The sequence below is a fragment of the Entomohabitans teleogrylli genome, from assembly GCF_001484765.1.
GTDB classification, from domain to species: domain Bacteria; phylum Pseudomonadota; class Gammaproteobacteria; order Enterobacterales; family Enterobacteriaceae; genus Entomohabitans; species Entomohabitans teleogrylli.
Genome location: NZ_KQ947376.1, coordinates 113,851 through 136,267 on the forward strand (window position 1 = coordinate 113,851; position 22,417 = coordinate 136,267).

Sequence of the window (22,417 nt, forward strand, 5' to 3'; positions counted from 1 at the left end):
GTGCGTTTTTTACCGGTTAATTTGCAAAGCTTTCTGGTTGAGCTGGGGTCGCTGGATGACACCCTGGCGCTGTACGACTCCCTGAGCGATCGGCCGCTGGCGGGGATTGAGGAACTGGTACCGGCGGCGCGCACCCTGCTGGTTCGCTGTTCGAGCCCGGAACAGGTGCAGCCGCTGGCCCAGGCTATCGCACAGCGTCGTCCTGATAGCCGCCGCGAGCGCGATGTGTGCCGGGTGACCATTGCGGTGCGCTACGACGGCGAAGATCTGGCCGCGGTGGCCGAACATATGGGGATCAGCGTTCGTGAAGTGATCTCCCGCCATCAGGCGGCGCCGTGGAAGGTCGCGTTTACCGGCTTTGCGCCGGGATTTGCCTATATGGTCTCCTGCGGCGAGCCGTGGCAAACGCCGCGCCGCTCTACGCCCCGAACCCGCATTCCGGCCGGCTCGGTGGCGCTGGCCGGGGAGTTCAGCGGTATCTATCCGCAGGCCAGCCCGGGAGGGTGGCAATTAATTGGTCAGACATCGGCGAAAATGTGGGATATGGCCCGCAGCCAGCCAGCGCTGCTGTTGCCCGGTGCGGAAGTGTGGTTTGTGGATGAAAAACACTCTTCGCCGCGGATTTCACTGGCGCAGTCCGACGCGACAGCGCCGGTTCCCCGGGAAGCGGGCGAACGCGTTTTAACGATACTGGCGCCCGGGCTACAGACCAGTTGGCAGGACGGCGGGCGTGCAGGTCAGGCGGGGATGGGGGTTTCGGAATCCGGCGCCATGGACAAAGCGGCCTGGCGTTGCGCCAACCGGATTGTCGGTAATCCTGCGTCAACCGCCTGTCTTGAGATAACCCAGGGCGGTCTGCGCGCCCGGGCGGAGCGCGATCTGGTGATTGCTATCACCGGCGCCCCATGTCCGATCGCGTTGACGGCGCAGGGGCAGCGTTGGCAGATGGCGCCAGGCAAACCGCTGAGTCTTGCCGCCGGAGATGAAATTGCACTGGGTGCGCCCGCCAGCGGCCTGCGCAGTTATCTGGCGGTGCGCGGCGGATGCGCGGTGGAGAGCGGGCTGGGCAGCGCTTCCTGGGATTCGCTGGCCGGGGTGGGGCCGGCGCCGCTAAAAGCGGGCGACGTACTCTGCGCGTTACCGAATACACCGCTCAACGCGGTTCTTCCGCACGAGGGGCCATTTGTCGCTTTACCTAAGAAAGGTGACGTTGTCACCATTGATTTGATTGCGGGCCCGCGCACTGACTGGTTTAGTCGCCAGGCGCTTGAGACGCTGACCGGGCAGTCCTGGCTGGTCACCGCGCAGTCTAACCGCATCGGTTTGCGTCTGCAGGGCGATCAGGCGCTGGAGCGGGTACAGCTTCAGGAACTCCCCAGCGAAGGTACCTGCTGTGGTGCCATACAGGTGCCGGCCAGCGGCCAGCCGGTGCTGTTCCTCAACGATCATCCTTTAACCGGCGGCTATCCGGTGATTGGCGCCGTCGCGCACTACCATCTCGATCTTGCCGGGCAGATCCCCCCGGGGGCCTGGATTCGTTTTAACCTTATTCGTCCTTTCAGTGAAATTAACGGGAGCCTGTCCTGCGATGCATAACCTCTGTCAGTTACCCGCCAGTGAGCATAAAGTCCTGATCGCCAACCGCGGAGAGATTGCGGTGCGTATTATTCGCGCCTGTCGCGATTGCGGCATGGAGAGCATTGCGCTGTATGCCGATCCAGACGCAGAGTCGCTGTACGTCAGGATGGCTGACCAGGCCTGGGCGCTGCCAGGCGTGGCCCCGACGGATACCTATCTGAACATTGAAAAAATCATTGCTGTCGCGCAGCGCGCTGGCGCCACGATGGTGCATCCGGGATACGGCTTTCTTTCCGAACGGGCTGATTTTGCCCGGGCGGTACAGAACGCGGGTCTGATCTGGATTGGGCCGTCGCCGGAAACCATTGAGCAACTGGGCGACAAAGTGCAGGCGCGTAAAATCGCCCTTGCGGTGGGGGCGCCGCTGGTACAGGGCAGCGCCGATCCGGTACGTAGCGCGGCGGAGGTGATGGATTTTGCTGCCACATACGGCCTGCCGGTGGCGATAAAAGCGGCGTTTGGCGGCGGCGGGCGCGGCCTGAAGGTCGCATGGCGTATGGAAGAAGTGACTGAGCTATACCATTCCGCGGTGCGCGAGGCGCAAGCGGCGTTTGGTCGCGGCGAATGCTATGTCGAGCAATACCTTGACCGACCGCGCCATATTGAAGCGCAAATCATGGCGGATCGGCAGGGTAATGTGGTGGTGATCGGTACCCGCGACTGTTCACTGCAGCGGCGTAATCAGAAACTGGTGGAAGAAGCGCCGGCGCCGTTTATCAGCGATGCTCAACGGGAGGCGATTCACAGTGCGGCCCGCGATATCTGTGCCGCCGCCGGCTATGTTGGGGCCGGTACCGTCGAGTTTCTCCTGAGTCGCGATGGTACGCTGTCCTTCCTGGAAGTGAATACCCGTCTGCAGGTTGAACATCCGGTCACGGAAGAAACGGCGGGGATCGATTTGGTGATTGAGCAACTGCGCGTCGCTCTGGGACTACCGCTCAGCGTGACGCAGACTCCGGCGCCGCGCGGTCATGCCATTGAATTTCGCATTAATGCCGAGGATCCGGGGAGGGGCTATTTACCGACGCCGGGCACCATCAGCCTGTTTGAAGCGCCGTCCGGGCCTGGCGTGCGACTGGACAGCGGCGTGGAGGCGGGATCGGTTATCCCCGGCAGTTATGATTCGATGATGGCGAAACTGATTGTCACCGGCGCAACCCGCGAACAGGCTATCGCCAGAGCGCGGCGGGCGCTGGCGGAGTTTAGTATTGACGGTGTGGCATCGGTGTTGCCGTTTCATCAGGCGGTGCTTGAAGAACCTGATTTTAGCGAGGATTTCCGGGTACACACCCGGTGGATAGAAACCGAACTCAGCGAGCGCCTGACTATCGCGCCGCGCCAGCTTCCCGCTGTCCAGGATACTATCACCCGCACCTGGATTGAACTGGAAGGGCGTCGGGTCTCCCTGGGGCTACCTGTCGGATTGTTCAGTACTGGCGTCATCAGCCCGGCGCAATCTACCACGGCGGCATTGCCCGCCGCTGGGGAAAACGATGTGCCGGCGCCGATCACCGGAATATTGCACGGCTGGTTGCGGGATGATGGCGACCAGGTAGCGGAAGGGGAAACCATTGCGGTTATGGAAGCCATGAAGATGGAGGTTCCGGTCATTGCCCCACGCAACGGCAGGCTGACGCATCAGGCTGCCGCCGGAAGCTCGCTGGATATGGGGCAGGTTCTGGCTGTGATTATCTGAGTCACTGCCATACCGCCGGCCTTTCGGCGGTTCAGGAACGCTCTTCCTGCACGCTATCGGGAAGGGCGATCCCTTTTTTCCGCCGCATTAGCGCATAGTGATGTTCCGCCTGTTTTTGTACCTTGAATAAAAAATTTTCTTTATCCCGATAGATACATTTATCGCTGACATTCAGCTGATGGGCTATCTCCTTAGTGGAGAAACTGTGCAGCAGCAGCAACCCGATACGCTGTTCGCGATCGGTGTAGATCATATCTTTGTCAAAATACTCTTTGGTTCTGGTGACACAGGCGAAGCAGTGCTGCAGAAAGCGCTGGATAATATCACCGGCTTCACTGGGCGTAGCGGCGCAGTCCAGGCTGGCGAAACTATTATTTTCTTTATCAAACAGATCGACGAAAAAGAGCAGGTTATCGATGCTCTTGCCGCGCAGCACGCTGCTTTTCATTTGTACCGTTAACTCACTAAGGACATTCTCCGTACTTAACTGCTCAATCAACGGATGCAACTGACAAAAATAGTAGATATTCACGAGTTTATCAGTCAGATACAGTGATAATGGTTCGTTAAGATTTTTCTTAAGAAGAGAATCGTTGTACACCTCCTCAAATACCGAGTGCAGGGCAATACCGTAATAAAGATTACGGGTCAGCAAGATAAACTTATATCGCAGCTGGGGTGAGTTAAATGTGGCCATAGCGCCCTGTTTCCTTACCTGATGGAGCGGTTCGACTAAGAATTATTGATACCTTTAAATTGTAAGTGTTTACATGTCTGGAAACTAAAAGAAATGTATATCTTTTTTTACGCTAAGAAATATACCCTGCTTTAAATCGAATTTCGATGTGAATTTAGGCATTTTCAGAATGATTCAATCTTTTTTATTTGGCCATTTTGTAATATTTTTTCATTGTGATAATTATTATTAATATCTGATGGTTACGTATTAATTACGCCATTTTTGTTGATATTATATACTAAATTTATGCAGCTATTAGGCGCAGTTTATGGGCTTAATTAGGGACTTTTCCTGGTGGGCGTTTTAATGCCTGAAAAAGGCGCTTTTATGACGATTTTTAGGGCTTTTAAGTCTTATTTAAAAGTTATTTTTGTAAGAAAATTCCTGGTTTTTTGGCGAGACCGTATTCAACAATCATCAGGTGTTAACTTGCGCGCGTGAAGCGCTCAAATAAGGGAAGGGGAAGCCTGATGAAGGTTGGTAGGGTAGTATGGAGACATCAAGAAAGTTGAGTTGGATCCGCCAGACGCTCGCCGCGATGGGCCGAGGGACGAGAGCGTCATTCCGGTTTGAAGCCGGTGAACCTGCGGCGTCGGCGTATCCACTGCCGCAGCCGGCCAGACGGAATGGCAGCTCAATCTCCCCGGGACTAATGGGTTATCTTTGCGGACGGCTTTAACCCTGGCGCAATGGCGTGTACTATTATCCGGTCTGAGTAGCAGGCGGCTGTGGGTGCTGCGGGTGGATCACCGCCACGCGGTACAGAGTTTGCAGAGTGAAGCAAATAACACGCCATAGCCTGCTAATTTTTTTATTCATGCAATTTTGTATGTGATCTCTCGTATGGGTCACCACTGCAAATAAGGACTTATTAATGCCTGTTATTACCCTTCCTGATGGCAGTCAACGCCATTATGACCATGCCGTAAGCCCAATGGATGTGGCGCTGGATATTGGTCCGGGCCTGGCGAAGGCCTGTGTTGCTGGTCGCGTTAATGGCGAACTGGTAGACGCCTGCGATCCCATCGACAGCGACGCGAAGCTGGCCATCATCACCGCAAAAGATGAAGACGGCCTGGAGATTATTCGCCACTCCTGCGCGCATTTGCTGGGACACGCCATTAAGCAACTGTGGCCGAACACCAAAATGGCCATCGGCCCGGTTATCGACAACGGTTTCTACTATGATGTCGATCTCGACCACACCCTGACGCAGGAAGATCTGGACCAGCTTGAAAAGCGTATGCACGAGCTGGCGGAAAAGAATTACGACGTCATCAAGAAAAAAGTCTCCTGGCAGGAGGCCCGCGCTACGTTTGCTGCGCGTGGCGAAAGCTACAAGGTGGCGATTCTTGATGAAAATATCGCGCATGACGATAAGCCTGGTCTGTATCATCACGAAGAGTACGTGGATATGTGCCGTGGACCTCATGTCCCGAACATGCGTTTCTGTCATCACTTTAAACTGATGAAGACCGCCGGCGCCTACTGGCGCGGCGATAGCAACAATAAAATGCTGCAGCGCATTTACGGTACCGCCTGGGCAGATAAAAAACAGCTTAATGCCTACCTGAAGCGCCTGGAAGAGGCGGCGAAGCGCGATCACCGTAAAATCGGCAAGCAGCTTGATCTGTACCATATGCAGGAAGAAGCGCCGGGTATGGTGTTCTGGCATAACGACGGCTGGACTATCTTCCGCGAGCTGGAAACCTTCGTACGTTCGAAACTGAAAGAGTACCAGTATCAGGAAGTAAAAGGCCCGTTCATGATGGACCGGGTACTGTGGGAAAGAACCGGCCACTGGGACAACTACAAAGACGCCATGTTCACTACCTCGTCAGAGAACCGTGAATACTGCATTAAGCCGATGAACTGCCCGGGTCACGTGCAGATTTTCAACCAGGGGCTGAAATCGTACCGTGATTTGCCGTTGCGCATGGCGGAGTTCGGCAGTTGTCACCGCAATGAGCCGTCCGGCGCGCTGCATGGTTTGATGCGTGTACGCGGTTTTACCCAGGACGATGCCCATATCTTCTGTACGGAAGAGCAGGTTCGCGATGAAGTGAACAGCTGTATCCGCATGGTGTACGATATGTACAGCACATTCGGTTTTGAAAAAATCGTGGTGAAACTGTCTACTCGTCCGGATAAGCGTATCGGTACTGATGAAATGTGGGATCGCGCCGAGGCGGATCTGGCGGTCGCGCTGGAAGAGAACAACATTCCGTTTGACTACCAGCCGGGAGAGGGGGCGTTTTACGGTCCGAAGATCGAGTTCACGCTCTATGACTGCCTGGATCGCGCCTGGCAGTGCGGCACTGTCCAGCTCGACTTCTCGCTGCCGGCGCGCCTCAACGCGTCCTACGTCGGCGAGAATAACGAACGCCAGGTGCCGGTGATGATTCACCGCGCTATTCTCGGCTCGATGGAACGCTTCATCGGGATTCTGACGGAAGAGTTCGCCGGTTTCTTCCCGACCTGGCTGGCGCCGGTGCAGGTGGTGGTCATGAATATCACCGACGGACAGGCCGAATACGTTAACGAATTGACCCGAAAACTGCAAAATGCGGGCATTCGTGTAAAAGCGGACTTGAGAAACGAGAAGATAGGCTTTAAAATCCGCGAGCACACATTACGCCGTGTCCCGTACATGTTGGTTTGTGGCGATAAAGAGGTCGAATCTGGCAAAGTGGCCGTTCGTACCCGCCGCGGCAACGATCTGGGAAGCCTGGACGTAAACGAAGTGATTGAAAAGCTGCAGCAAGAGATACGCAGCCGCAATCTTCACCAACTGGAGGAATAAGGTATTAAAGGCGGAAAACGAGTTCAAACAGCGCGTCCGAATCGCATCAACGGTGAGATTCGTGCCCAGGAGGTTCGCTTAACAGGTCTGGATGGCGAGCAGATTGGAATTGTCAGTCTGAGAGAAGCTCTTGAAAAGGCTGAAGAATCTGGGGTTGATCTGGTAGAGATCAGTCCTAACGCCGAGCCGCCAGTTTGCCGCATAATGGATTACGGCAAGTTCCTCTATGAAAAAAGCAAATCTTCTAAGGAACAGAAGAAGAAGCAAAAAGTTATCCAGGTTAAGGAAATTAAATTCCGCCCTGGTACAGATGAAGGCGATTATCAGGTAAAACTCCGCAGCCTGATACGCTTTCTCGAAGAAGGCGATAAGGCCAAAATCACCCTGCGTTTCCGCGGGCGTGAAATGGCCCACCAGCAAATCGGTATGGAAGTGCTTAATCGCGTGAAAGACGATTTGCAAGAACTGGCAGTAGTCGAATCCTTCCCAACGAAGATCGAAGGCCGCCAGATGATCATGGTGCTCGCTCCGAAGAAGAAACAGTAAGGCCGTCAAGTAACATTTCCTGTGGGGCCTGTGGGTTCCATGGGATTTGTTCGCCTTCGTTTCATTTATTAACAATGCGAAGTGGAAGTTAAAAAGATGCCAAAAATTAAGACCGTACGCGGTGCTGCTAAGCGCTTCAAAAAAACCGGTAAAGGTGGTTTTAAGCACAAGCACGCTAACCTGCGTCATATTCTGACTAAAAAAGCGACTAAGCGTAAACGTCACCTGCGCCCGAAAGCCATGGTTTCTAAAGGCGATCTGGGTCTGGTTATCGCGTGCCTGCCGTACGCATAAGTTTCGTTAACGTTTAATTTTTTTATCGCCCCCAGATTTCACGCTGCGGCAGGAATCATGAAGGGCCACTCAGAATAGATACAGGAGAGAGCATATGGCTCGCGTAAAACGTGGTGTGATTGCACGTGCACGTCATAAGAAAATTTTGAAACAAGCTAAAGGTTACTACGGTGCGCGTTCTCGCGTATACCGCGTTGCCTTCCAGGCTGTTATCAAAGCTGGTCAGTACGCTTATCGTGACCGTCGTCAGAAAAAGCGTCAGTTCCGTCAACTGTGGATTGCACGTATCAACGCAGCAGCACGTCAGAACGGTATCTCTTACAGCAAGTTCATCAACGGCCTGAAAAAAGCCTCTGTTGAAATCGACCGTAAGATCCTGGCTGACATCGCCGTATTCGACAAAGCAGCATTCACTGCTCTGGTTGAAAAAGCGAAATCAGCGCTGGCATAAGCCAGTTGAGAGAGGGGGCCTGGCTCCCTCTTTTCATTTTGCCCGTTATTCTCCAGGTGACATGTACGCAGGCGATTCTCAGTCAGCGATTTAAATAAGCGCTGAGGATTCACTCTCTGACGACCACCTTGCCGTAACCGGAATTATTTAGGGCATAACTTTATCAGAACGTTGACTTTATCCCGGCAAGCCTTTTCAATAAGGCGTTACGGTTTTTACCCTACAAGGTAACGCAAGCATGAATGCTGCTATTTTCCGCTTCTTTTTTTACTTTAGCACCTGATATCAGGAGGCTAGCGCGTGCGAGAAGAAACGAAAAACAGCGCCAAAAAGCCTCCCGATGGAGGCTTTTTTTGTTTCTGAATTTGCTCGTCTGGTTCCGGGCTGCGGCCAGTGCCGCCTGGCGAGCGGGAAATTAACGACCATAAAACGGTGTCTTCACCGACACAACGAGGAAAGCCATGTCACATCTCGCAGAGCTGGTTGCCAGTGCGAAGGCAGCCATTAACGATGCTTCAGATGTTGCCGCGTTAGATAACGTACGCGTCGAATACCTGGGCAAGAAAGGACATTTGACCCTTCAGATGACGACCCTGCGTGACCTGCCGCCGGAAGAGCGTCCGGCCGCCGGCGCGGTGATCAATGAAGCGAAAGAGCAGGTACAGCAGGCGCTGAATGCCCGTAAAGCAGATCTGGAAAGCGCGGCGCTGAACGCCCGTCTGGCGCAGGAAACCATCGATGTCACGCTGCCCGGGCGGCGGATTGAAAACGGCGGTCTGCATCCGGTGACCCGTACGATAGATCGTATTGAAAGCTTCTTTGGCGAGCTGGGCTTTACCGTGGCGACCGGTCCGGAAATTGAAGATGACTACCATAACTTCGATGCCCTGAATATCCCGGGACACCACCCGGCGCGCGCCGACCACGACACATTCTGGTTTGACGCCACCCGTTTGCTACGCACCCAGACCTCCGGCGTGCAGATCCGCACCATGGCGAATCAGCAGCCGCCAATCCGTATTATTGCTCCGGGAAGGGTATATCGTAACGACTACGATCAGACCCACACTCCGATGTTCCATCAGATGGAAGGGCTGATCGTCGATACCAACATCAACTTCACCAACCTGAAAGGGACGCTGCATGATTTCCTGCGCAACTTCTTTGAAGAAGATCTGCAGGTACGCTTCCGTCCTTCTTACTTCCCGTTTACCGAGCCATCCGCGGAAGTGGATGTGATGGGTAAAAACGGCAAGTGGCTGGAGGTGCTGGGTTGCGGCATGGTGCATCCGAACGTATTGCGTAACGTCGGCATCGATCCGGAAATCTACTCCGGGTTTGCGTTCGGGATGGGGATGGAGCGTCTGACCATGCTGCGCTATGGCGTCACCGATCTGCGCGCTTTCTTCGAAAATGATTTACGTTTCCTCAAACAGTTTAAATAAGGGCAGGATAAACCAATGAAATTCAGTGAACTGTGGTTACGCGAATGGGTGAATCCGGCTATCGATAGCGAAGCGCTCTGTGGTCAAATCACCATGGCAGGTCTGGAAGTGGACGGCGTGGAGCCGGTGGCCGGCGCGTTCAACAGCGTGGTGGTCGGTGAAGTGGTAGAGTGCGCTCAGCACCCCAACGCCGATAAACTGCGCGTCACTAAAATCAATGTCGGCGGCGAGCGTCTGCTGGACATTGTTTGCGGCGCCCCGAACTGCCGCAAAGGGTTAAAAGTCGCAGTAGCCACTATTGGCGCGGTGCTGCCAGGCGATTTCAGAATCAAAGCGGCGAAACTGCGCGGCGAACCGTCTGAAGGTATGTTGTGCTCATTCTCCGAGCTGGGCATTTCCGACGATCACAGCGGTATTATCGAACTGCCGGCGGATGCGCCGATCGGTACCGACATCCGCGAATACCTGAAACTCAACGATACCACTATTGAAATCAGCGTGACTCCGAACCGCGCCGACTGTCTGGGGATTATCGGCGTGGCCCGCGATGTAGCGGTACTGAATCGCCAGCCGCTGAACGCGCCGCAAATCGCCCCGGTGACTGCGGCTATCAGCGACACGTTGCCGATTCGCGTTGATGCGCCGCAGGCCTGTCCGCGCTACCTTGGCCGGGTCGTGAAAGGCATTAATGTCAGTGCGCCGACGCCGCTGTGGATGAAAGAGAAACTGCGTCGCTGCGGTATCCGATCTATCGATGCGGTAGTGGACGTGACCAACTACGTTCTGCTGGAACTGGGCCAGCCGATGCACGCCTTCGATCTCGACAGAATTGCCGGCGGTATTGTGGTGCGGATGGCGGAAGAAGGGGAGAAACTGGTGCTGCTGGACGGCAGTGAAGCGACCCTGAATGCCGATACTCTGGTTATCGCCGACCATAACAAAGCGCTGGCCATGGGCGGTATTTTCGGCGGCGAATTCTCGGGCGTTAACGGCGCAACGCGTAATGTGCTGCTGGAAAGCGCCTTCTTCAGTCCGCTGGCGATCACCGGACGTGCGCGCCGCCATGGTCTGCATACCGATGCGTCGCACCGCTATGAGCGCGGTGTCGATTCAGCGCTGCAATACAAAGCGATGGAGCGGGCAACCGCGCTGCTTATTGATATTTGCGGCGGTGAGGCGGGGCCGGTTATTGACGTTACCAGCGAAACGCATCTGCCGAAGCCGGCGACAATCACTCTGCGCCGCAGCAAGCTGGACCGCCTGATCGGTCATCATATTGCCGATGAGCAGGTCAGCGATATTTTGCGCCGCCTGGGGTGTGAAGTGACCGAAGGCCAGGGGGAGTGGCAGGCGGTGGCGCCGAGCTGGCGTTTCGATATGGAGATTGAAGAGGATCTGGTGGAAGAAGTCGCCCGTATTTACGGTTATGACAATATCCCCAATCAGCCGATTCAGGCCGGGCTGGTGATGGGCGACCATCGCGAAGCCGGGCTGTCCCTGAAGCGCGTAAAAACCATGCTGGTAGATAAAGGCTACCAGGAAGTCATCACTTACAGCTTTGTGGATCCGAAAGTTCAGCAACTGCTGCACCCGCAGCAACAGGCGCTGATGCTGCCAAGTCCGATCTCCAGCGAAATGTCGGCAATGCGCCTTTCCCTGTGGAGCGGTCTGCTGGGGACGGTGGTTTACAACCAGAACCGCCAGCAAAACCGGGTGCGTATTTTTGAGTCCGGTTTGCGTTTTGTGCCCGACGAGCAGGCGGATTTAGGTATCCGCCAGCAGCTGATGCTGGCCGGGGCGATTTGCGGTAATCGCTATGAAGAGCACTGGGATCTGGCGAAAAACAGCGTTGATTTCTATGATTTGAAAGGCGATCTGGAATCAATTCTGGAACTTACCGGTAAATTATCCGAAATTGAATTCCGTGCGGAATCGACGGCGGCTCTGCATCCGGGGCAGTCGGCGGCGATTTACCTCGGCGGCGAGCGGGTAGGATTCATCGGCGTTATCCATCCGGAACTGGAGCGTAAGCTGGATCTGAATGGCCGCACGCTGGTGTTCGAGCTGCTCTGGGACAAGCTTGCAGAGCGCGTGGTGCCTCAGGCTCACGAGGTTTCTCGCTTCCCGGCAAACCGCCGCGATATCGCTGTGGTAGTGGCTGAAAACGTCTGCGCAGCGGATATTTTAACCGAATGTAAGAAAGTTGGCGTAAATCAGGTAGTTGGCGTAAACTTATTTGACGTGTACCGCGGTAAGGGCGTTGCTGAAGGTTACAAGAGCCTGGCAATTAGCCTGATCCTTCAGGATACCTACCGTACACTCGAGGAAGAGGAGATTGCCGCTACGGTTGCAAAATGCGTAGAGGCACTAAAAGAGCGATTCCAGGCATCATTGAGGGATTGAACCTATGGCGCTTACAAAAGCTGAAATGTCAGAATATCTGTTTGATAAGCTTGGACTTAGCAAGCGGGACGCCAAAGAGCTGGTAGAGCTGTTTTTCGAAGAGATCCGTCGCGCTCTGGAAAATGGTGAACAAGTTAAGCTTTCTGGTTTTGGTAACTTTGACTTGCGCGATAAAAACCAACGTCCCGGGCGCAATCCGAAGACGGGAGAGGATATTCCCATTACGGCTCGCCGGGTGGTGACCTTCAGACCCGGGCAAAAGCTGAAAAGCCGGGTTGAAAACGCAACGCCGAAAAGCGATTAATCTGACGTAACTCAAAAGGCCGCGCAAGCGGCCTTTTTCTTGCTTTGCCTCTGCCAGAATAATTCGTAATATCAAACGCCTGTGCTTATGACGGAACACCCAATGCTTGCATTTGTCATGGAACAGCGCTGCCGCGAGCGTCGCTGGCTGGCGGCGCTGACGCTACTGATGTTGTTGACCGGCACGCTCAGCCTGTGCGCCGGCGACCTGTGGATCGCGCCGTGGCGCTGGCTGAGCGGCGAAGGACAGCTATTTGTCTGGCAGATTCGCCTGCCGCGCATGCTGGCGGTACTGCTGGTGGGCGCCTCGCTGGCGGTGACCGGGGCGGTGATGCAGGCGCTGTTTGAAAATCCGCTTTCCGAACCCGGGCTGCTGGGGGTGTCGAACGGCGCTGGCGTGGCGCTGGTGGCCGGGGTACTGTTCGGCAAAGGGACCTTACCCGGCTGGGCGCTCGGGCTGTGTGCGATTGTCGGCGCGCTGACTATCACCTTCATATTACTGCGTTTTGCCCGTCGTCATATCTCCACCAGCCGGCTGTTACTGGCCGGCGTGGCGCTGGGGATTATTTGTAGCGCCCTGATGACCTGGGCGGTTTACTTCAGCTCCAGCCTCGATTTACGCCAGTTGATGTACTGGATGATGGGGGGCTTCGGCGGGGTGGACTGGCGTCAAGTGTGGCTGATGGCGGCGCTGCTACCGGTACTACTCTGGCTGTGTCGCCTGTCGCCGGTGCTCAATATGCTGGCGCTGGGGGAGAGTTCGGCTCGCCAGCTCGGGCTGCCGGTCTGGCTGTGGCGAAATATTCTGGTGACCGCTACCGGCTGGCTGGTGGGGGTGAGCGTCGCGCTGGCCGGAGCCATCGGGTTTATTGGCCTGGTGGTGCCGCATATTCTTCGGCTGTGCGGACTGACCGATCATCGCGTGCTGTTGCCCGCCTGCGCGCTGGCCGGGGGAACGGTCCTGCTGCTGGCCGATGTCGCCGCCCGGCTGGCCCTCAGCTCGGCGGAACTGCCGATTGGCGTTGTGACGGCGACGCTGGGCGCGCCGGTGTTTATCTGGCTACTATTAAGAGCCCGACGCTAACCGCGTCATTTATTCATTCTTACGGAGGAATCATGAGCGCCAGTATTCTGAATACCGCAGTCACCACCATTGACGGCGAACACACCACCCTCGAGCGCTGGCAGGGCAAGGTTTTACTGATTGTCAACGTGGCGTCGCAGTGTGGCCTGACGCCTCAGTATCAACAACTGGAAAATATTCATGAAGCCTGGCAGGAACAGGGGTTTGCGGTGCTGGGATTCCCCTGTAACCAGTTTCTCGGCCAGGAGCCGGGCAGCGAGGCCGAAATCAAAACCTTCTGTAGCACCACTTACGGCGTCACCTTTCCAATGTTCAGTAAGATCGAAGTAAACGGCGAGCAGCGCCATCCGCTGTATCAGAAGCTGATCTCAGCCGCGCCGCAGGCGATAGCGCCGCCGGAGAGTGGTTTCTACCAGCGGATGGTCAGTAAAGGGCGGGCGCCGGCGCAGGCGGGGGACATTTTATGGAATTTTGAAAAGTTCCTGACAGGCCGCGACGGCAAGGTGATTCAGCGCTTTTCCCCGGATATGACCCCGGAGGATCCCGCTATTGTGGATGCCATTAAGCAGGCGCTGGCGCAGTAAATGCTGCTGGATCTGCGCAATATTGGCGTGAGCGGGCGGCTGGGGCCGATTAACGCTCAGGTGCGCCCCGGTGAACTGGTTCATCTGGTGGGGCCGAACGGCGCCGGGAAAAGCACGCTGCTGGCGCGCATGGCGGGGATGGCTGACGGGGAGGGCGAGGCCCGGCTCGACGGCCGGCCGCTGGATGACTGGTCCGGAACGGCGCTGGCGCGGCGGCGCGCGTTTCTTATCCAGCACCAGGCGCCGCCGTTCGCTATGCCGGTCTGGCACTTTCTGCGGCTGCATATGCCGCCGGACAGCGACGATGCGCCCCTGCTGGCGCAGGCGGAAGCCCTGTGGCTGAGCGATAAATTAACCCGCCCGGTAAACCATCTTTCCGGCGGTGAATGGCAGCGGGTGCGTCTGGCGGCGGTACTGCTGCAAATCCATCCGCGCTGTCATTCGCAGGGCGGCCTGTTGTTGCTTGATGAACCGATGAACAGTCTTGATGTCGCCCAGCAGGCGGCGCTGGACCGGCAGCTACAGGGGCTGTGCGCCGCCGGCATTGCCGTGGTGATGAGCAGTCACGATCTTAACCATACGCTGCGTCATGCCGATCGGGTATGGCTATTACGCGGCGGGAAGATGGTGGCGCAGGGGGCGGCGGATGAAGTTCTGACGGCGCACAATCTGCAACAGGCTTATCACATCGCCTTCCGCCGGGTCGCCGTGGATGGGCATAACATGCTGATCGCGTCACCCTGATGGCTTCGCAAACTTGCGGCTACGGCGGCTGCGGGATAAATTAGGGCGATCGGAACCATAAAACCAGAGGGATAGCCCGACGATGAGGTACTGGTTATTGCTGGTGGCTATGCTGACCCTGGCGGGCTGTAGCAGCCACCGTAGCGCTCCACCGCCGAATGCGCGGTTGTCGGATTCAATCATGGTTATCGCCCAGCTCAACGATCAGTTGACGACCTGGTACGGCACGCCTTATCGCTATGGCGGCATGAGCTCGCGCGGCGTGGACTGTTCTGGTTTTGTGCTGGTCACTTTCCGCGATAAATTCGCCCTGCAACTGCCGCGCATGACCAGCGCCCAGGCGGAAATCGGCACCCGCATCGATAAAGAACAACTGCTGCCCGGCGACCTGGTCTTTTTCAAAACCGGCTCCGGTGAAAACGGGCTGCACGTGGGGATTTACGATACCGACAACCAGTTTATCCACGCGTCGACCAGCCAGGGCGTGGTGCGTTCCTCGCTGAATAACAGCTACTGGCGCAATAAATTCTGGCAGGCGCGGCGCATCTGATGCCGCATCTCCTCGCCCGTCACCGCGACGGGCAATCGGTTATTTTGCCGGGCAGGCGGCGCATTTTCTCATTCTTCCTGCGCCCGGCAAAAAATCGGTTAATATCGTGGGTCGATCCTCACTGTTCAGAGAGTCTCTGATGATCACACTGGAAGATGTGGCCGCGTATGCCGGCGTTTCCCGGGCTACCGTATCCCGGGTGGTAAATGGCGACAATAAAGTTAAGCCGCAAACCCGGCAGCGGGTTGAAGAAGCGATCGCCGCCCTGAATTATGCGCCTAACCCGGCGGCCCGGGCGCTGGCCTCCAGCCAGAGCCACACCATCGGACTGGTCACCAGCTCCTACCGCGGCGGTTTTTTCGCAACCCTGATGGATACCGTCCAGACGGAGACCGATCTGCACGGTAAACAACTGCTGGTCACTCAGGGGCGCGGGACGGCGGAAAAAGAGCTTCAGGCGGTGCGCCAACTGTACAACTTTCGCTGTGATGGACTGCTGATTCATCTGCGGGCGCTGCCCGATGAAGCCATTCTTCATCTGGCCCGGGAAGGGCGTCACTTTATTCTGCTCGACAGACTGGTGTCCGGTCTTGAAGAGCGCTGTGTGGTATTCGACCATCGCCTCGCCAGTTATCTGGCGACCCGCTATTTCATCGCCAAAGGCCATCAGCAGGTAGCCTGTCTGTTCGGTCCAATAACCCGTATTTCCAGCCTGTTGCGCCGTCAGGGGTTTATCGACGCCATGGCGGAAGCGCGTCTGACGCCGGTGGCCTGCCTGCCGGGCGAGTATGACATCCAGAGCGGCTATATGCGGATGCAGGAAATTTTGCGTCTGGCGCAGCCTACCGCGGTGTACTGCTGTAATGAAGAGATGGCGGTCGGGGCGATGCTGGCTATCACCGAAGCGGGGCTGAAAATCCCGGCGGATATCTCCTGTATCTGTTATGACAGCGGCGAGCGCGCGGCATTTGTGCGCCCGGCGTTGACCAGCGTTCACTTCCCCATCGATGAAATGGCGCGCTACGCCACCCGCAAACTGCTCCGGCCGGAACTGGCGGTTCAGGTTTTCCGCCCTCAAATTATTGAACGTGATTCAGTGCGAACCCTGTAGAAGCACTGGTCAGTTTTTCCGCGCCAGGATAATCTGAAAATATCATATACAAGCGGTAAATATATTCGCTGCTGGCGCTGTTTGTCTGCCGCTTAATTTATTGGCCATGGCTGGGCCTGAACGTTCCTGCAGCGGAGGAGCGGTATGTTTGTCATACACGATAGGGTTTTCCAGCTACAGCTGTGGTTCAGCCCCTGGCATTACCCCGGGGGCGCGCTGGCTGGTGTGGATTGCGTGGCGCATTTTACCGATCGGCACGGTTCGGTGTGCATGCCCGCCGAACTGGCGCTGCATCAACTGACGCCAGCGCAGCAGGGCAGGTTATTCGATAAGCAATTAATGCGTCTGGAGGCCGGCGCGGCGATTTTTCAGCGCCGCGGTCTGACGGTCAGCGTGGTGATTGGCGAGGTGATGGCGCAAACTCTGCTGTTGAATCATGGGCTGGCGGCTCGTCTGGGTCGGCTGGACTTTGTACAACTGGCGATCGGTGAAGACTTTCCGGGGTTGGGCGAAGGGCGTCATCACCGCCTGTTACGCCGTTTAAGTCAACAGTTCCCGCTGGCGTTGACGCGCTTCGGCGCCGGAATCGCGCCCTGCCGGGCCGTATTTGACGGTCTGTTCCAGCGCGTTACTCTGGATAAAAGCTTTGTCCGTAAACGGATGGCTCGCCCATCGTTTGAGCCGTTTATGCGTGCGCTGGTGCTACAGATTACCCCCAGTTGCCCGCTAATGGTGGTAGACGGTATTGACAGCGATGTCGCGCGTCGCCGGGTGCTCGGCGCCGGGTTCGGCGCGATGCAGGGGGCGCTGTGGCCGCCGCTGGAAGCGCAGTCTTTTTTACGCCGCTTCGGGCAGGCGCAACAATAACCCTCCATCTTCTCCGTGTTTGCCGCGTCCCGAAGGCACTACACTGGCGCCAGGAGGGACCATGACATCACCGCATTTCGACAATACCTGGCGCAACGAGCTGCCGGGATTTTATAGCGCGCAGCAGCCTACACCGCTGCGCCAGGCGCGTTTGCTGTGGTACAACCGGGCGCTGGCGGCCGAGTTGGGGCTGGATGAGACACAGTTTAATGATGCGCCGGATGCCGCCGGCGTGTGGGGCGGCGAAGCGCTGCTGCCGGGCATGGCGCCGCTGGCACAGGTTTACAGCGGCCATCAGTTCGGGGTCTGGGCCGGGCAGTTAGGGGATGGACGCGGGATCCTGCTTGGCGAGCAGCGGACGCCTGGCGGGGAAAAGGTTGACTGGCATCTGAAAGGCGCCGGGCTGACCCCGTATTCACGAATGGGTGATGGCCGTGCGGTATTGCGCTCTACGGTGCGCGAGTATCTGGCCTCCGCGGCGATGCACGGTCTGGGGATCCCCACCACCCGGGCGCTGACCATCGTCACCAGTCAGACCCCGGTACAGCGGGAAAGCGTGGAACATGGCGCAATGCTGATGCGTATTGCCGCCAGCCACCTGCGCTTCGGCCACTTTGAACACTTCTACTACCGCCGCGAGCCGGAAAAAGTCCGCCAACTGGCGGACTACGCGATTACCCATCACTGGCCGGAACTGGCGCAGGAGCCGGATCGCTATGTGCTGTGGTTCCGGGATGTGGTGGCGCGAACCGCCGCGCTAATTGCCGCCTGGCAAAGCATAGGATTTGCCCACGGGGTAATGAACACCGACAATATGTCGCTGCTGGGCCTGACTATCGATTACGGTCCGTTCGGTTTTCTCGACGACTACCAGCCCGGTTTTATCTGCAATCACTCTGACTACCAGGGGCGCTATGCTTTCGATAACCAGCCGGCGGTAGGACTGTGGAATCTGCAGCGTTTTGCGCAAACGCTGTCGCCGTTTATCTCGCCAGAATGGCTGAACGAAGGACTGGATCTCTATCAGGAGGTATTACAGGCCCGGTGGGGGGAGCGGATGCGCGCCCGACTGGGCTTCCTGACCCCGCGCCACGGGGATAATACCCTGTTGACGGAGCTGTTCAGTCTGATGGAGAAAGAGGGGAGCGATTATACCCGCACTTTCCGGTTGCTGAGCGAGACGCAACAGCGTGACAGTGCCTCAGCGTTGCGCGATGAGTTTATCGACCGCGCCGCTTTCGACAGCTGGTTCGGGCGCTATCGTCAGCGCCTGCAGGATGAACAGATTGACGACAGCGAGCGCCAGTACGCCATGAAGCAGGTTAACCCGGCGCTGGTACTGCGCAACTGGCTGGCGCAGCGGGCTATCGACGCCGCGCAGCAGGGGGACAGCGGCGAACTGGCGCGCCTTGAGCAGGCGTTAAGCGATCCGTTCGCCGATCGCGATGACGATTACACCCGCCGTCCGCCGGACTGGGGCAAGCGCCTGGAGGTGAGTTGTTCCAGCTAACCCTCCCGGCGCAGCAGGATTTGCGGAACCGGGTATTCCGGGTGGGTGGTCAGGTGAACATCCGCCTGGTAGCAGTGGTGGATCCGCCCGGTTTCCAGTACTGCGCCCGGTGAACCATCGGCGACAATACGTCCGGCGTGCAGCAGGACCAGGCGGTCTGCCCACAAAGCGGCCAGGTTGAGGTCGTGAATAATGATGCATACGTGCAGGCCGCCAGCGGCGGTCAGGCGTTTCAGTAGTCCCAGCGTATGCTGCTGATAGTGCAGATCGAGGGCTGACGTCGGCTCATCAAGGAACAGCCAGCCGCGGGGACCGTCCGCCTGCCAGAGCTGGGCCAGCGCCCGGGCCAACTGGACCCGCTGCATCTCGCCGCCGGAAAGCTGGCGCACATCGCGTCCCGCCAGCGCCGCGCATCCACTGACGGTCATTATTTCATCCAGTAATGGCGCGGATACCGCGTCGTTCCACGGGGCGCGCCCCATGGCGATAACCTCTTCCACCGGCCAGGAGAAGGCCATCTGGCTGTGCTGGCGCATGACGGCGCGCTGGCGCGCCAGCTCCCGGGTATCCCAGTGCGTCAGAGGTCGCCCGTTGAGCCGGCATTCGCCGCTATCCGGGGTGATAAAACCGCTTAACAGACGCAGCAGCGTTGATTTACCGGCGCCGTTGGGGCCAATCAGCGCCATCATTTCGCCGGGAGGTAGCGTCAGGGAGAGATCGTCAATCAGCGGTCGATCGCCGGGTTGAAAGCGTAACCCGCGCGCTTCAAGGCAGGAGATACTCATTACCGCCCCCGACGCTGGCGGTAGATCAGCCACAGGAAGCCGGGACCGCCCAGCAGGCTGGTGAGCAGGCCGACCGGCATTTCCGCTGGCGCCACGGCGGTGCGCGCCAGAGTATCGGCGCCGAGCAGTAACATCGCGCCGGCCAGTGCGGCGCCGGGCAGTAACCAGCGGTGATCGGCGCCGCCGAACAACCGTAGCAGATGGGGAATGACCAGTCCGATAAAGCCGATCACTCCGCTGACCGCCACCGCGCCCGCCACCAGCAGCGCGCTGCCGGTCAGCAGCCACAGGCGGACCCGCGCGACATTGACGCCCAGATACCAGGCTTCTTCATCGCCGGTCTGTAGCAGGTTGAGAGCCGCCGCCTGACGCAGCACTACCAGCATCGCCGGTATCATCAGCGCGGCGCAGGCCGCCAGCATTGCCCACCGGGCCTGACCGAGGCTGCCCATTCCCCACAAAGAGAGTTGACGCAGTTGCTGATCGTTACTGATCCATGACAGTACCCCGAGCGCCGCGCCAGCGAGCGCATTGATGGCGATCCCCATCAGCAGCAGGGTCGCCAGTGAGAGACTGGCCCGGCGGCAGAGCATGAAAATCGTCAGCGTTACGCCGAGACTACCAGCGAAGGCCGCCAGCATCGGCAGCCACAGCTGTAGCGTAGCGGGCAGGGCGGGCAACAGTACCACGGCGATCCCTACCGCCAGCGCTGCGCCGCTGCTGATGCCCAGCAGACCGGGATCGGCCAGCGGATTTCGGAACACCCCCTGCATCACACAGCCGGAGAGCGCCAGCGCGCCGCCCACCAGAACCGCCAGCAGCACCCGGGGCAGTCGAATCTGCCACCAGATGTGGCGCAGGCTGTCGTCCGCCGCGCCCCAGGCGACATTCAGCGGCAGGCGCATCGCCCCCTGGCTGGCGGCGAGCAGCCCGAGCAGCAGCAGGGCGACAGCCAGCAGGGTAAGACGTGTGGCCGGGTAACGACGCGAGCTCACCTCAGCGCCTCCGCCTGGCGGCGCAGGGTGAGGATGGTTTGCGCAGTCCGGAGGCCAAAGCCCAGCAGCGCCACCTCATCGACCACCATGATGCGGCCATGTTTTCCGGCTGGCGTGTGTTCAACCCCCGGCAGGGCCAGTACGCCGTTCTCACCGCCCAGTGTCCGCAGGCCGTCTGCGCCCACCACGATCAGGTCCGGGCGGCTGGTAATGACCCCTTCGCGGGACAGCGACTGGTAGCGGCGGATATTCGCCAGCGCATTGGTCAGCCCGGCGGCGCGGATGGCGGCGTCGGCGGCGGTATCACTACCGGCGGCCATCGCGTTGATACCGCTGTGACTCATGATAAACAGCACTCTGACGTTCAGCGCCCGGCGCGGCAGGGCATCGATCAGCTTTTGTTGACCGGTGATCAGCTGTTCTCCAGCGTCGGTTTTGCCCAGAGCGGCGGCAATAACGGCAATTTTCTCGCTAATCGCCGCCGGGCTGAGTGACGCAGGTACGGTGACGACCGGCACGTTGCTGTCCTGAACCTGTTTCAGCGCCAGCGATGGCTGCGCCTGGGCGCTGGCCAGCACCAGCGTCGGGCGCATGGCGAGAATGCCCTCGGCATTAAGCTGGCGCAAATAGCCGACATCCGGCAGCGCTTTGACCGCCTGCGGTTGCAGGCTGGTACTGTCGCGCGCCACCAGCGTATCGCCGGCCCCCAGCGCCCAGACGATCTCCGTCACATCGCCGCCCAGCGAGACTACCCGCGGCGGCGTCGACCACGCCAGCAGCGGCAGACACAGCAGCGCAATCAGTAGCCGCTTCATGCCGGCTGCCCTTTATGGACCAGCGCCTCTACTTGCTGGCGCCAGCGTATCTGTTCGGGCTGGCCTTCGCTACGCTGGCCATATAACTGTGCGATTTGCGTACCGTCGGCGGCGAACAACTCCAGACTGGTGACATGGCCGTCCGCCGTCGGCTTACGGGTTACCCAGCTTTCGGCAATCGCGTTGTCCATCAGGTGTAGCGTGAAAGCGGGGTTAAAGATATTCAGCCAGCCCTTCATGGGCAGCAGACGCTCTATCGCGCCGGTGAAAATCTGTACACAGCCGCGGTTGCCGACAAAAATCATAATCGCGTTGCGATCCTGCTGCGCCTGGCTGAACACCTGCGCCAGCGCATGGTTATCCACTTGCCAGGCCAGGTCGTCGCCCACCAGACGAAACGCCTGCTGGCGCGAGAGATCGTGGCGTTTAAGCAAGCCAAAAAATTGATGGACGTCGGTCATGGCGCGCCACTCGCTGTCCACCCGGACGGCATCCGGCAGAGCGTGGCGTTCGGCGCTATCCGGCGGGCTGGTCAGCGCCAGCGGGGGATTATCGGCATGGATAAAGCGTGCCAGCACATCTCCCCACGCGCGCAAGTCGGTCTTATCGGTAACGTAAACTTTCAGCACCGCATCTCCCTGGCAATCGAAAAATTGCAGGCTCTGGCGCTCGCCGTTGGTGGTGGTTTCACGGATATGGAACGCGCTGTCCCACTGATTAAGGAATAGCCGCAGATCCAGGGCACCGGGGTTAAGGATCAGACCCGCGTGGCCGCTGAGGTGCTGATGAGTATATTGCCCCACCTGCTCGTGGACGGCGTACGGGTTGCGGCAAATTGATTTGGTTTCGCCGACCTTTTCCAGCGCAGCAAGGATATCGCGCGTCGCGCCGTGTAGCCGCCAGGCGTCGTGGCCGACGCGCAGATGCGCCAGTTCGCCTTCGCTGATGTGCATCAGAGCGGCGATATCGCGGGCATATAATTCCGGGTGTTGCTGCCTGAGCGCCAGCCAGGCGTGGTAATGATGATGCATGGTTTCGTCCTTCTTACATGCCC

The 22,417-nt window shown here is 58.1% G+C and carries 22 protein-coding genes and 1 other annotated feature; of the genes, 17 read left to right on the forward strand and 5 right to left on the reverse strand.

Features of this window, described 5'->3' with window-relative positions; all coding sequences use genetic code 11:
- Together AQ981_RS00580 and AQ981_RS00585 are read left to right on the forward strand one after the other, a co-directional pair.
- Positions 1-1,596, forward strand: a complete 1,596-nt coding sequence (locus tag AQ981_RS00580; protein ID WP_058909811.1) for a 5-oxoprolinase subunit B/C family protein — start codon at positions 1-3, stop codon at positions 1,594-1,596.
- On the forward strand, positions 1,589-3,334 hold the full coding sequence (locus tag AQ981_RS00585; protein WP_058909812.1) for an acetyl/propionyl/methylcrotonyl-CoA carboxylase subunit alpha: 1,746 nt from the start codon (positions 1,589-1,591) through the stop codon (positions 3,332-3,334). Before AQ981_RS00580 ends, AQ981_RS00585 begins: the two co-directional genes overlap by 8 nt.
- 31 nt (positions 3,335-3,365) lie before the next feature.
- On the opposite strand, the gene AQ981_RS00590 is transcribed toward AQ981_RS00585, so the two are convergent.
- Positions 3,366-4,031 carry a helix-turn-helix transcriptional regulator gene (locus AQ981_RS00590; protein ID WP_058909813.1) on the reverse strand — a complete coding sequence of 222 codons (666 nt, stop codon included), beginning with the start codon at positions 4,029-4,031 and terminating at the stop codon, positions 3,366-3,368.
- Between the two features lie 916 nt (positions 4,032-4,947).
- On the opposite strand from AQ981_RS00590, the gene thrS reads away from it, so the two are divergent.
- From thrS to selO, 15 genes are all read left to right on the forward strand, one after another.
- On the forward strand, positions 4,948-6,876 hold the full coding sequence (thrS, locus tag AQ981_RS00595) for a threonine--tRNA ligase (protein ID WP_058909814.1): 1,929 nt from the start codon (positions 4,948-4,950) through the stop codon (positions 6,874-6,876).
- A gap of 3 nt (positions 6,877-6,879) precedes the next feature.
- Positions 6,880-7,422, forward strand: a complete 543-nt coding sequence (gene infC, locus AQ981_RS25610; RefSeq protein ID WP_071608774.1) for a translation initiation factor IF-3 — start codon at positions 6,880-6,882, stop codon at positions 7,420-7,422.
- Between the two features lie 96 nt (positions 7,423-7,518).
- On the forward strand, positions 7,519-7,716 hold the full coding sequence (rpmI, locus tag AQ981_RS00605; RefSeq protein WP_001124225.1) for a 50S ribosomal protein L35: 198 nt from the start codon (positions 7,519-7,521) through the stop codon (positions 7,714-7,716).
- 94 nt (positions 7,717-7,810) lie between these two features.
- Complete coding sequence (gene rplT / locus AQ981_RS00610; RefSeq protein ID WP_058909815.1) at positions 7,811-8,167, forward strand: 50S ribosomal protein L20; 357 nt, start codon at positions 7,811-7,813, stop codon at positions 8,165-8,167.
- A 233-nt stretch (positions 8,168-8,400) separates the two neighbouring features.
- Positions 8,401-8,524: a sequence feature (Phe leader region), on the forward strand.
- Entirely contained in the window at positions 8,406-8,450 is a 45-nt protein-coding gene (pheM, locus tag AQ981_RS27535; protein ID WP_001386830.1) for a pheST operon leader peptide PheM, read from the forward strand. It overlaps the preceding feature by 45 nt.
- 104 nt (positions 8,525-8,628) lie before the next feature.
- Complete coding sequence (pheS, locus tag AQ981_RS00615; RefSeq protein ID WP_058909816.1) at positions 8,629-9,612, forward strand: phenylalanine--tRNA ligase subunit alpha; 984 nt, start codon at positions 8,629-8,631, stop codon at positions 9,610-9,612.
- A gap of 15 nt (positions 9,613-9,627) precedes the next feature.
- Positions 9,628-12,015 carry a phenylalanine--tRNA ligase subunit beta gene (gene pheT / locus AQ981_RS00620; protein WP_058909817.1) on the forward strand — a complete coding sequence of 796 codons (2,388 nt, stop codon included), beginning with the start codon at positions 9,628-9,630 and terminating at the stop codon, positions 12,013-12,015.
- 4 nt (positions 12,016-12,019) lie between these two features.
- Positions 12,020-12,319 carry an integration host factor subunit alpha gene (gene ihfA, locus AQ981_RS00625; RefSeq protein ID WP_058909818.1) on the forward strand — a complete coding sequence of 100 codons (300 nt, stop codon included), beginning with the start codon at positions 12,020-12,022 and terminating at the stop codon, positions 12,317-12,319.
- 102 nt (positions 12,320-12,421) lie between these two features.
- Positions 12,422-13,402 carry a vitamin B12 ABC transporter permease BtuC gene (gene btuC / locus AQ981_RS00630; protein WP_058909819.1) on the forward strand — a complete coding sequence of 327 codons (981 nt, stop codon included), beginning with the start codon at positions 12,422-12,424 and terminating at the stop codon, positions 13,400-13,402.
- A gap of 32 nt (positions 13,403-13,434) precedes the next feature.
- Complete coding sequence (locus AQ981_RS00635; protein WP_058909820.1) at positions 13,435-13,986, forward strand: glutathione peroxidase; 552 nt, start codon at positions 13,435-13,437, stop codon at positions 13,984-13,986.
- The gene (gene btuD, locus AQ981_RS00640) at positions 13,987-14,730 is read left to right on the forward strand and encodes a vitamin B12 ABC transporter ATP-binding protein BtuD (RefSeq protein WP_058909821.1); all 744 of its coding nucleotides are present in this window, start codon (positions 13,987-13,989) and stop codon (positions 14,728-14,730) included. It abuts the gene before it with no gap.
- Positions 14,731-14,812: 82 nt separating this feature from the next.
- Complete coding sequence (locus tag AQ981_RS00645; protein WP_058909822.1) at positions 14,813-15,280, forward strand: NlpC/P60 family protein; 468 nt, start codon at positions 14,813-14,815, stop codon at positions 15,278-15,280.
- A gap of 136 nt (positions 15,281-15,416) precedes the next feature.
- Positions 15,417-16,391: a LacI family DNA-binding transcriptional regulator gene (locus AQ981_RS00650; protein WP_338031291.1), complete on the forward strand. Its 975-nt coding sequence runs from the start codon at positions 15,417-15,419 to the stop codon at positions 16,389-16,391.
- A 144-nt stretch (positions 16,392-16,535) separates the two neighbouring features.
- On the forward strand, positions 16,536-17,258 hold the full coding sequence (locus AQ981_RS00655) for an EAL domain-containing protein (RefSeq protein WP_058909824.1): 723 nt from the start codon (positions 16,536-16,538) through the stop codon (positions 17,256-17,258).
- 61 nt (positions 17,259-17,319) lie between these two features.
- Positions 17,320-18,768 (forward strand): protein adenylyltransferase SelO, encoded by a 1,449-nt coding sequence (selO, locus tag AQ981_RS00660; protein ID WP_058909825.1) that lies wholly within the window; start codon positions 17,320-17,322, stop codon positions 18,766-18,768.
- On the opposite strand, the gene AQ981_RS00665 is transcribed toward selO, so the two are convergent.
- Genes AQ981_RS00665 through AQ981_RS00680 form a run of 4 tightly spaced genes read right to left on the reverse strand, consistent with a single transcriptional unit; the run spans position 18,765 to position 22,394 of the window.
- On the reverse strand, positions 18,765-19,553 hold the full coding sequence (locus tag AQ981_RS00665; protein ID WP_058909826.1) for a heme ABC transporter ATP-binding protein: 789 nt from the start codon (positions 19,551-19,553) through the stop codon (positions 18,765-18,767). The two genes, selO and AQ981_RS00665, sit on opposite strands and share 4 nt — an antisense overlap.
- Complete coding sequence (locus tag AQ981_RS00670; protein ID WP_058909827.1) at positions 19,553-20,548, reverse strand: FecCD family ABC transporter permease; 996 nt, start codon at positions 20,546-20,548, stop codon at positions 19,553-19,555. Before AQ981_RS00670 ends, AQ981_RS00665 begins: the two co-directional genes overlap by 1 nt.
- Entirely contained in the window at positions 20,545-21,363 is an 819-nt protein-coding gene (locus AQ981_RS00675; RefSeq protein ID WP_058909828.1) for a heme/hemin ABC transporter substrate-binding protein, read from the reverse strand. Before AQ981_RS00675 ends, AQ981_RS00670 begins: the two co-directional genes overlap by 4 nt.
- Entirely contained in the window at positions 21,360-22,394 is a 1,035-nt protein-coding gene (locus AQ981_RS00680; protein WP_058909829.1) for a hemin-degrading factor, read from the reverse strand. Before AQ981_RS00680 ends, AQ981_RS00675 begins: the two co-directional genes overlap by 4 nt.
- Positions 22,395-22,417: the final 23 nt, after the last annotated feature.

What these genes read in the sequence shown, in the direction of transcription:
- AQ981_RS00585 (WP_058909812.1), top strand. Translation starts at nt 1,589, where the DNA reads ATGCATAACCTCTGTCAGTTACCCGCCAGTGAGCATAAAGTCCTGATC.
- AQ981_RS00590 (WP_058909813.1), bottom strand. Translation starts at nt 4,031, where the DNA reads ATGGCCACATTTAACTCACCCCAGCTGCGATATAAGTTTATCTTGCTG.
- thrS (WP_058909814.1), top strand. Translation starts at nt 4,948, where the DNA reads ATGCCTGTTATTACCCTTCCTGATGGCAGTCAACGCCATTATGACCAT.
- rpmI (WP_001124225.1), top strand. Translation starts at nt 7,519, where the DNA reads ATGCCAAAAATTAAGACCGTACGCGGTGCTGCTAAGCGCTTCAAAAAA.
- rplT (WP_058909815.1), top strand. Translation starts at nt 7,811, where the DNA reads ATGGCTCGCGTAAAACGTGGTGTGATTGCACGTGCACGTCATAAGAAA.
- pheS (WP_058909816.1), top strand. Translation starts at nt 8,629, where the DNA reads ATGTCACATCTCGCAGAGCTGGTTGCCAGTGCGAAGGCAGCCATTAAC.
- pheT (WP_058909817.1), top strand. Translation starts at nt 9,628, where the DNA reads ATGAAATTCAGTGAACTGTGGTTACGCGAATGGGTGAATCCGGCTATC.
- ihfA (WP_058909818.1), top strand. Translation starts at nt 12,020, where the DNA reads ATGGCGCTTACAAAAGCTGAAATGTCAGAATATCTGTTTGATAAGCTT.
- btuC (WP_058909819.1), top strand. Translation starts at nt 12,422, where the DNA reads ATGCTTGCATTTGTCATGGAACAGCGCTGCCGCGAGCGTCGCTGGCTG.
- AQ981_RS00635 (WP_058909820.1), top strand. Translation starts at nt 13,435, where the DNA reads ATGAGCGCCAGTATTCTGAATACCGCAGTCACCACCATTGACGGCGAA.
- btuD (WP_058909821.1), top strand. Translation starts at nt 13,987, where the DNA reads ATGCTGCTGGATCTGCGCAATATTGGCGTGAGCGGGCGGCTGGGGCCG.
- AQ981_RS00645 (WP_058909822.1), top strand. Translation starts at nt 14,813, where the DNA reads ATGAGGTACTGGTTATTGCTGGTGGCTATGCTGACCCTGGCGGGCTGT.
- AQ981_RS00655 (WP_058909824.1), top strand. Translation starts at nt 16,536, where the DNA reads ATGTTTGTCATACACGATAGGGTTTTCCAGCTACAGCTGTGGTTCAGC.
- selO (WP_058909825.1), top strand. Translation starts at nt 17,320, where the DNA reads ATGACATCACCGCATTTCGACAATACCTGGCGCAACGAGCTGCCGGGA.
- AQ981_RS00665 (WP_058909826.1), bottom strand. Translation starts at nt 19,553, where the DNA reads ATGAGTATCTCCTGCCTTGAAGCGCGCGGGTTACGCTTTCAACCCGGC.
- AQ981_RS00675 (WP_058909828.1), bottom strand. Translation starts at nt 21,363, where the DNA reads ATGAAGCGGCTACTGATTGCGCTGCTGTGTCTGCCGCTGCTGGCGTGG.
- AQ981_RS00680 (WP_058909829.1), bottom strand. Translation starts at nt 22,394, where the DNA reads ATGCATCATCATTACCACGCCTGGCTGGCGCTCAGGCAGCAACACCCG.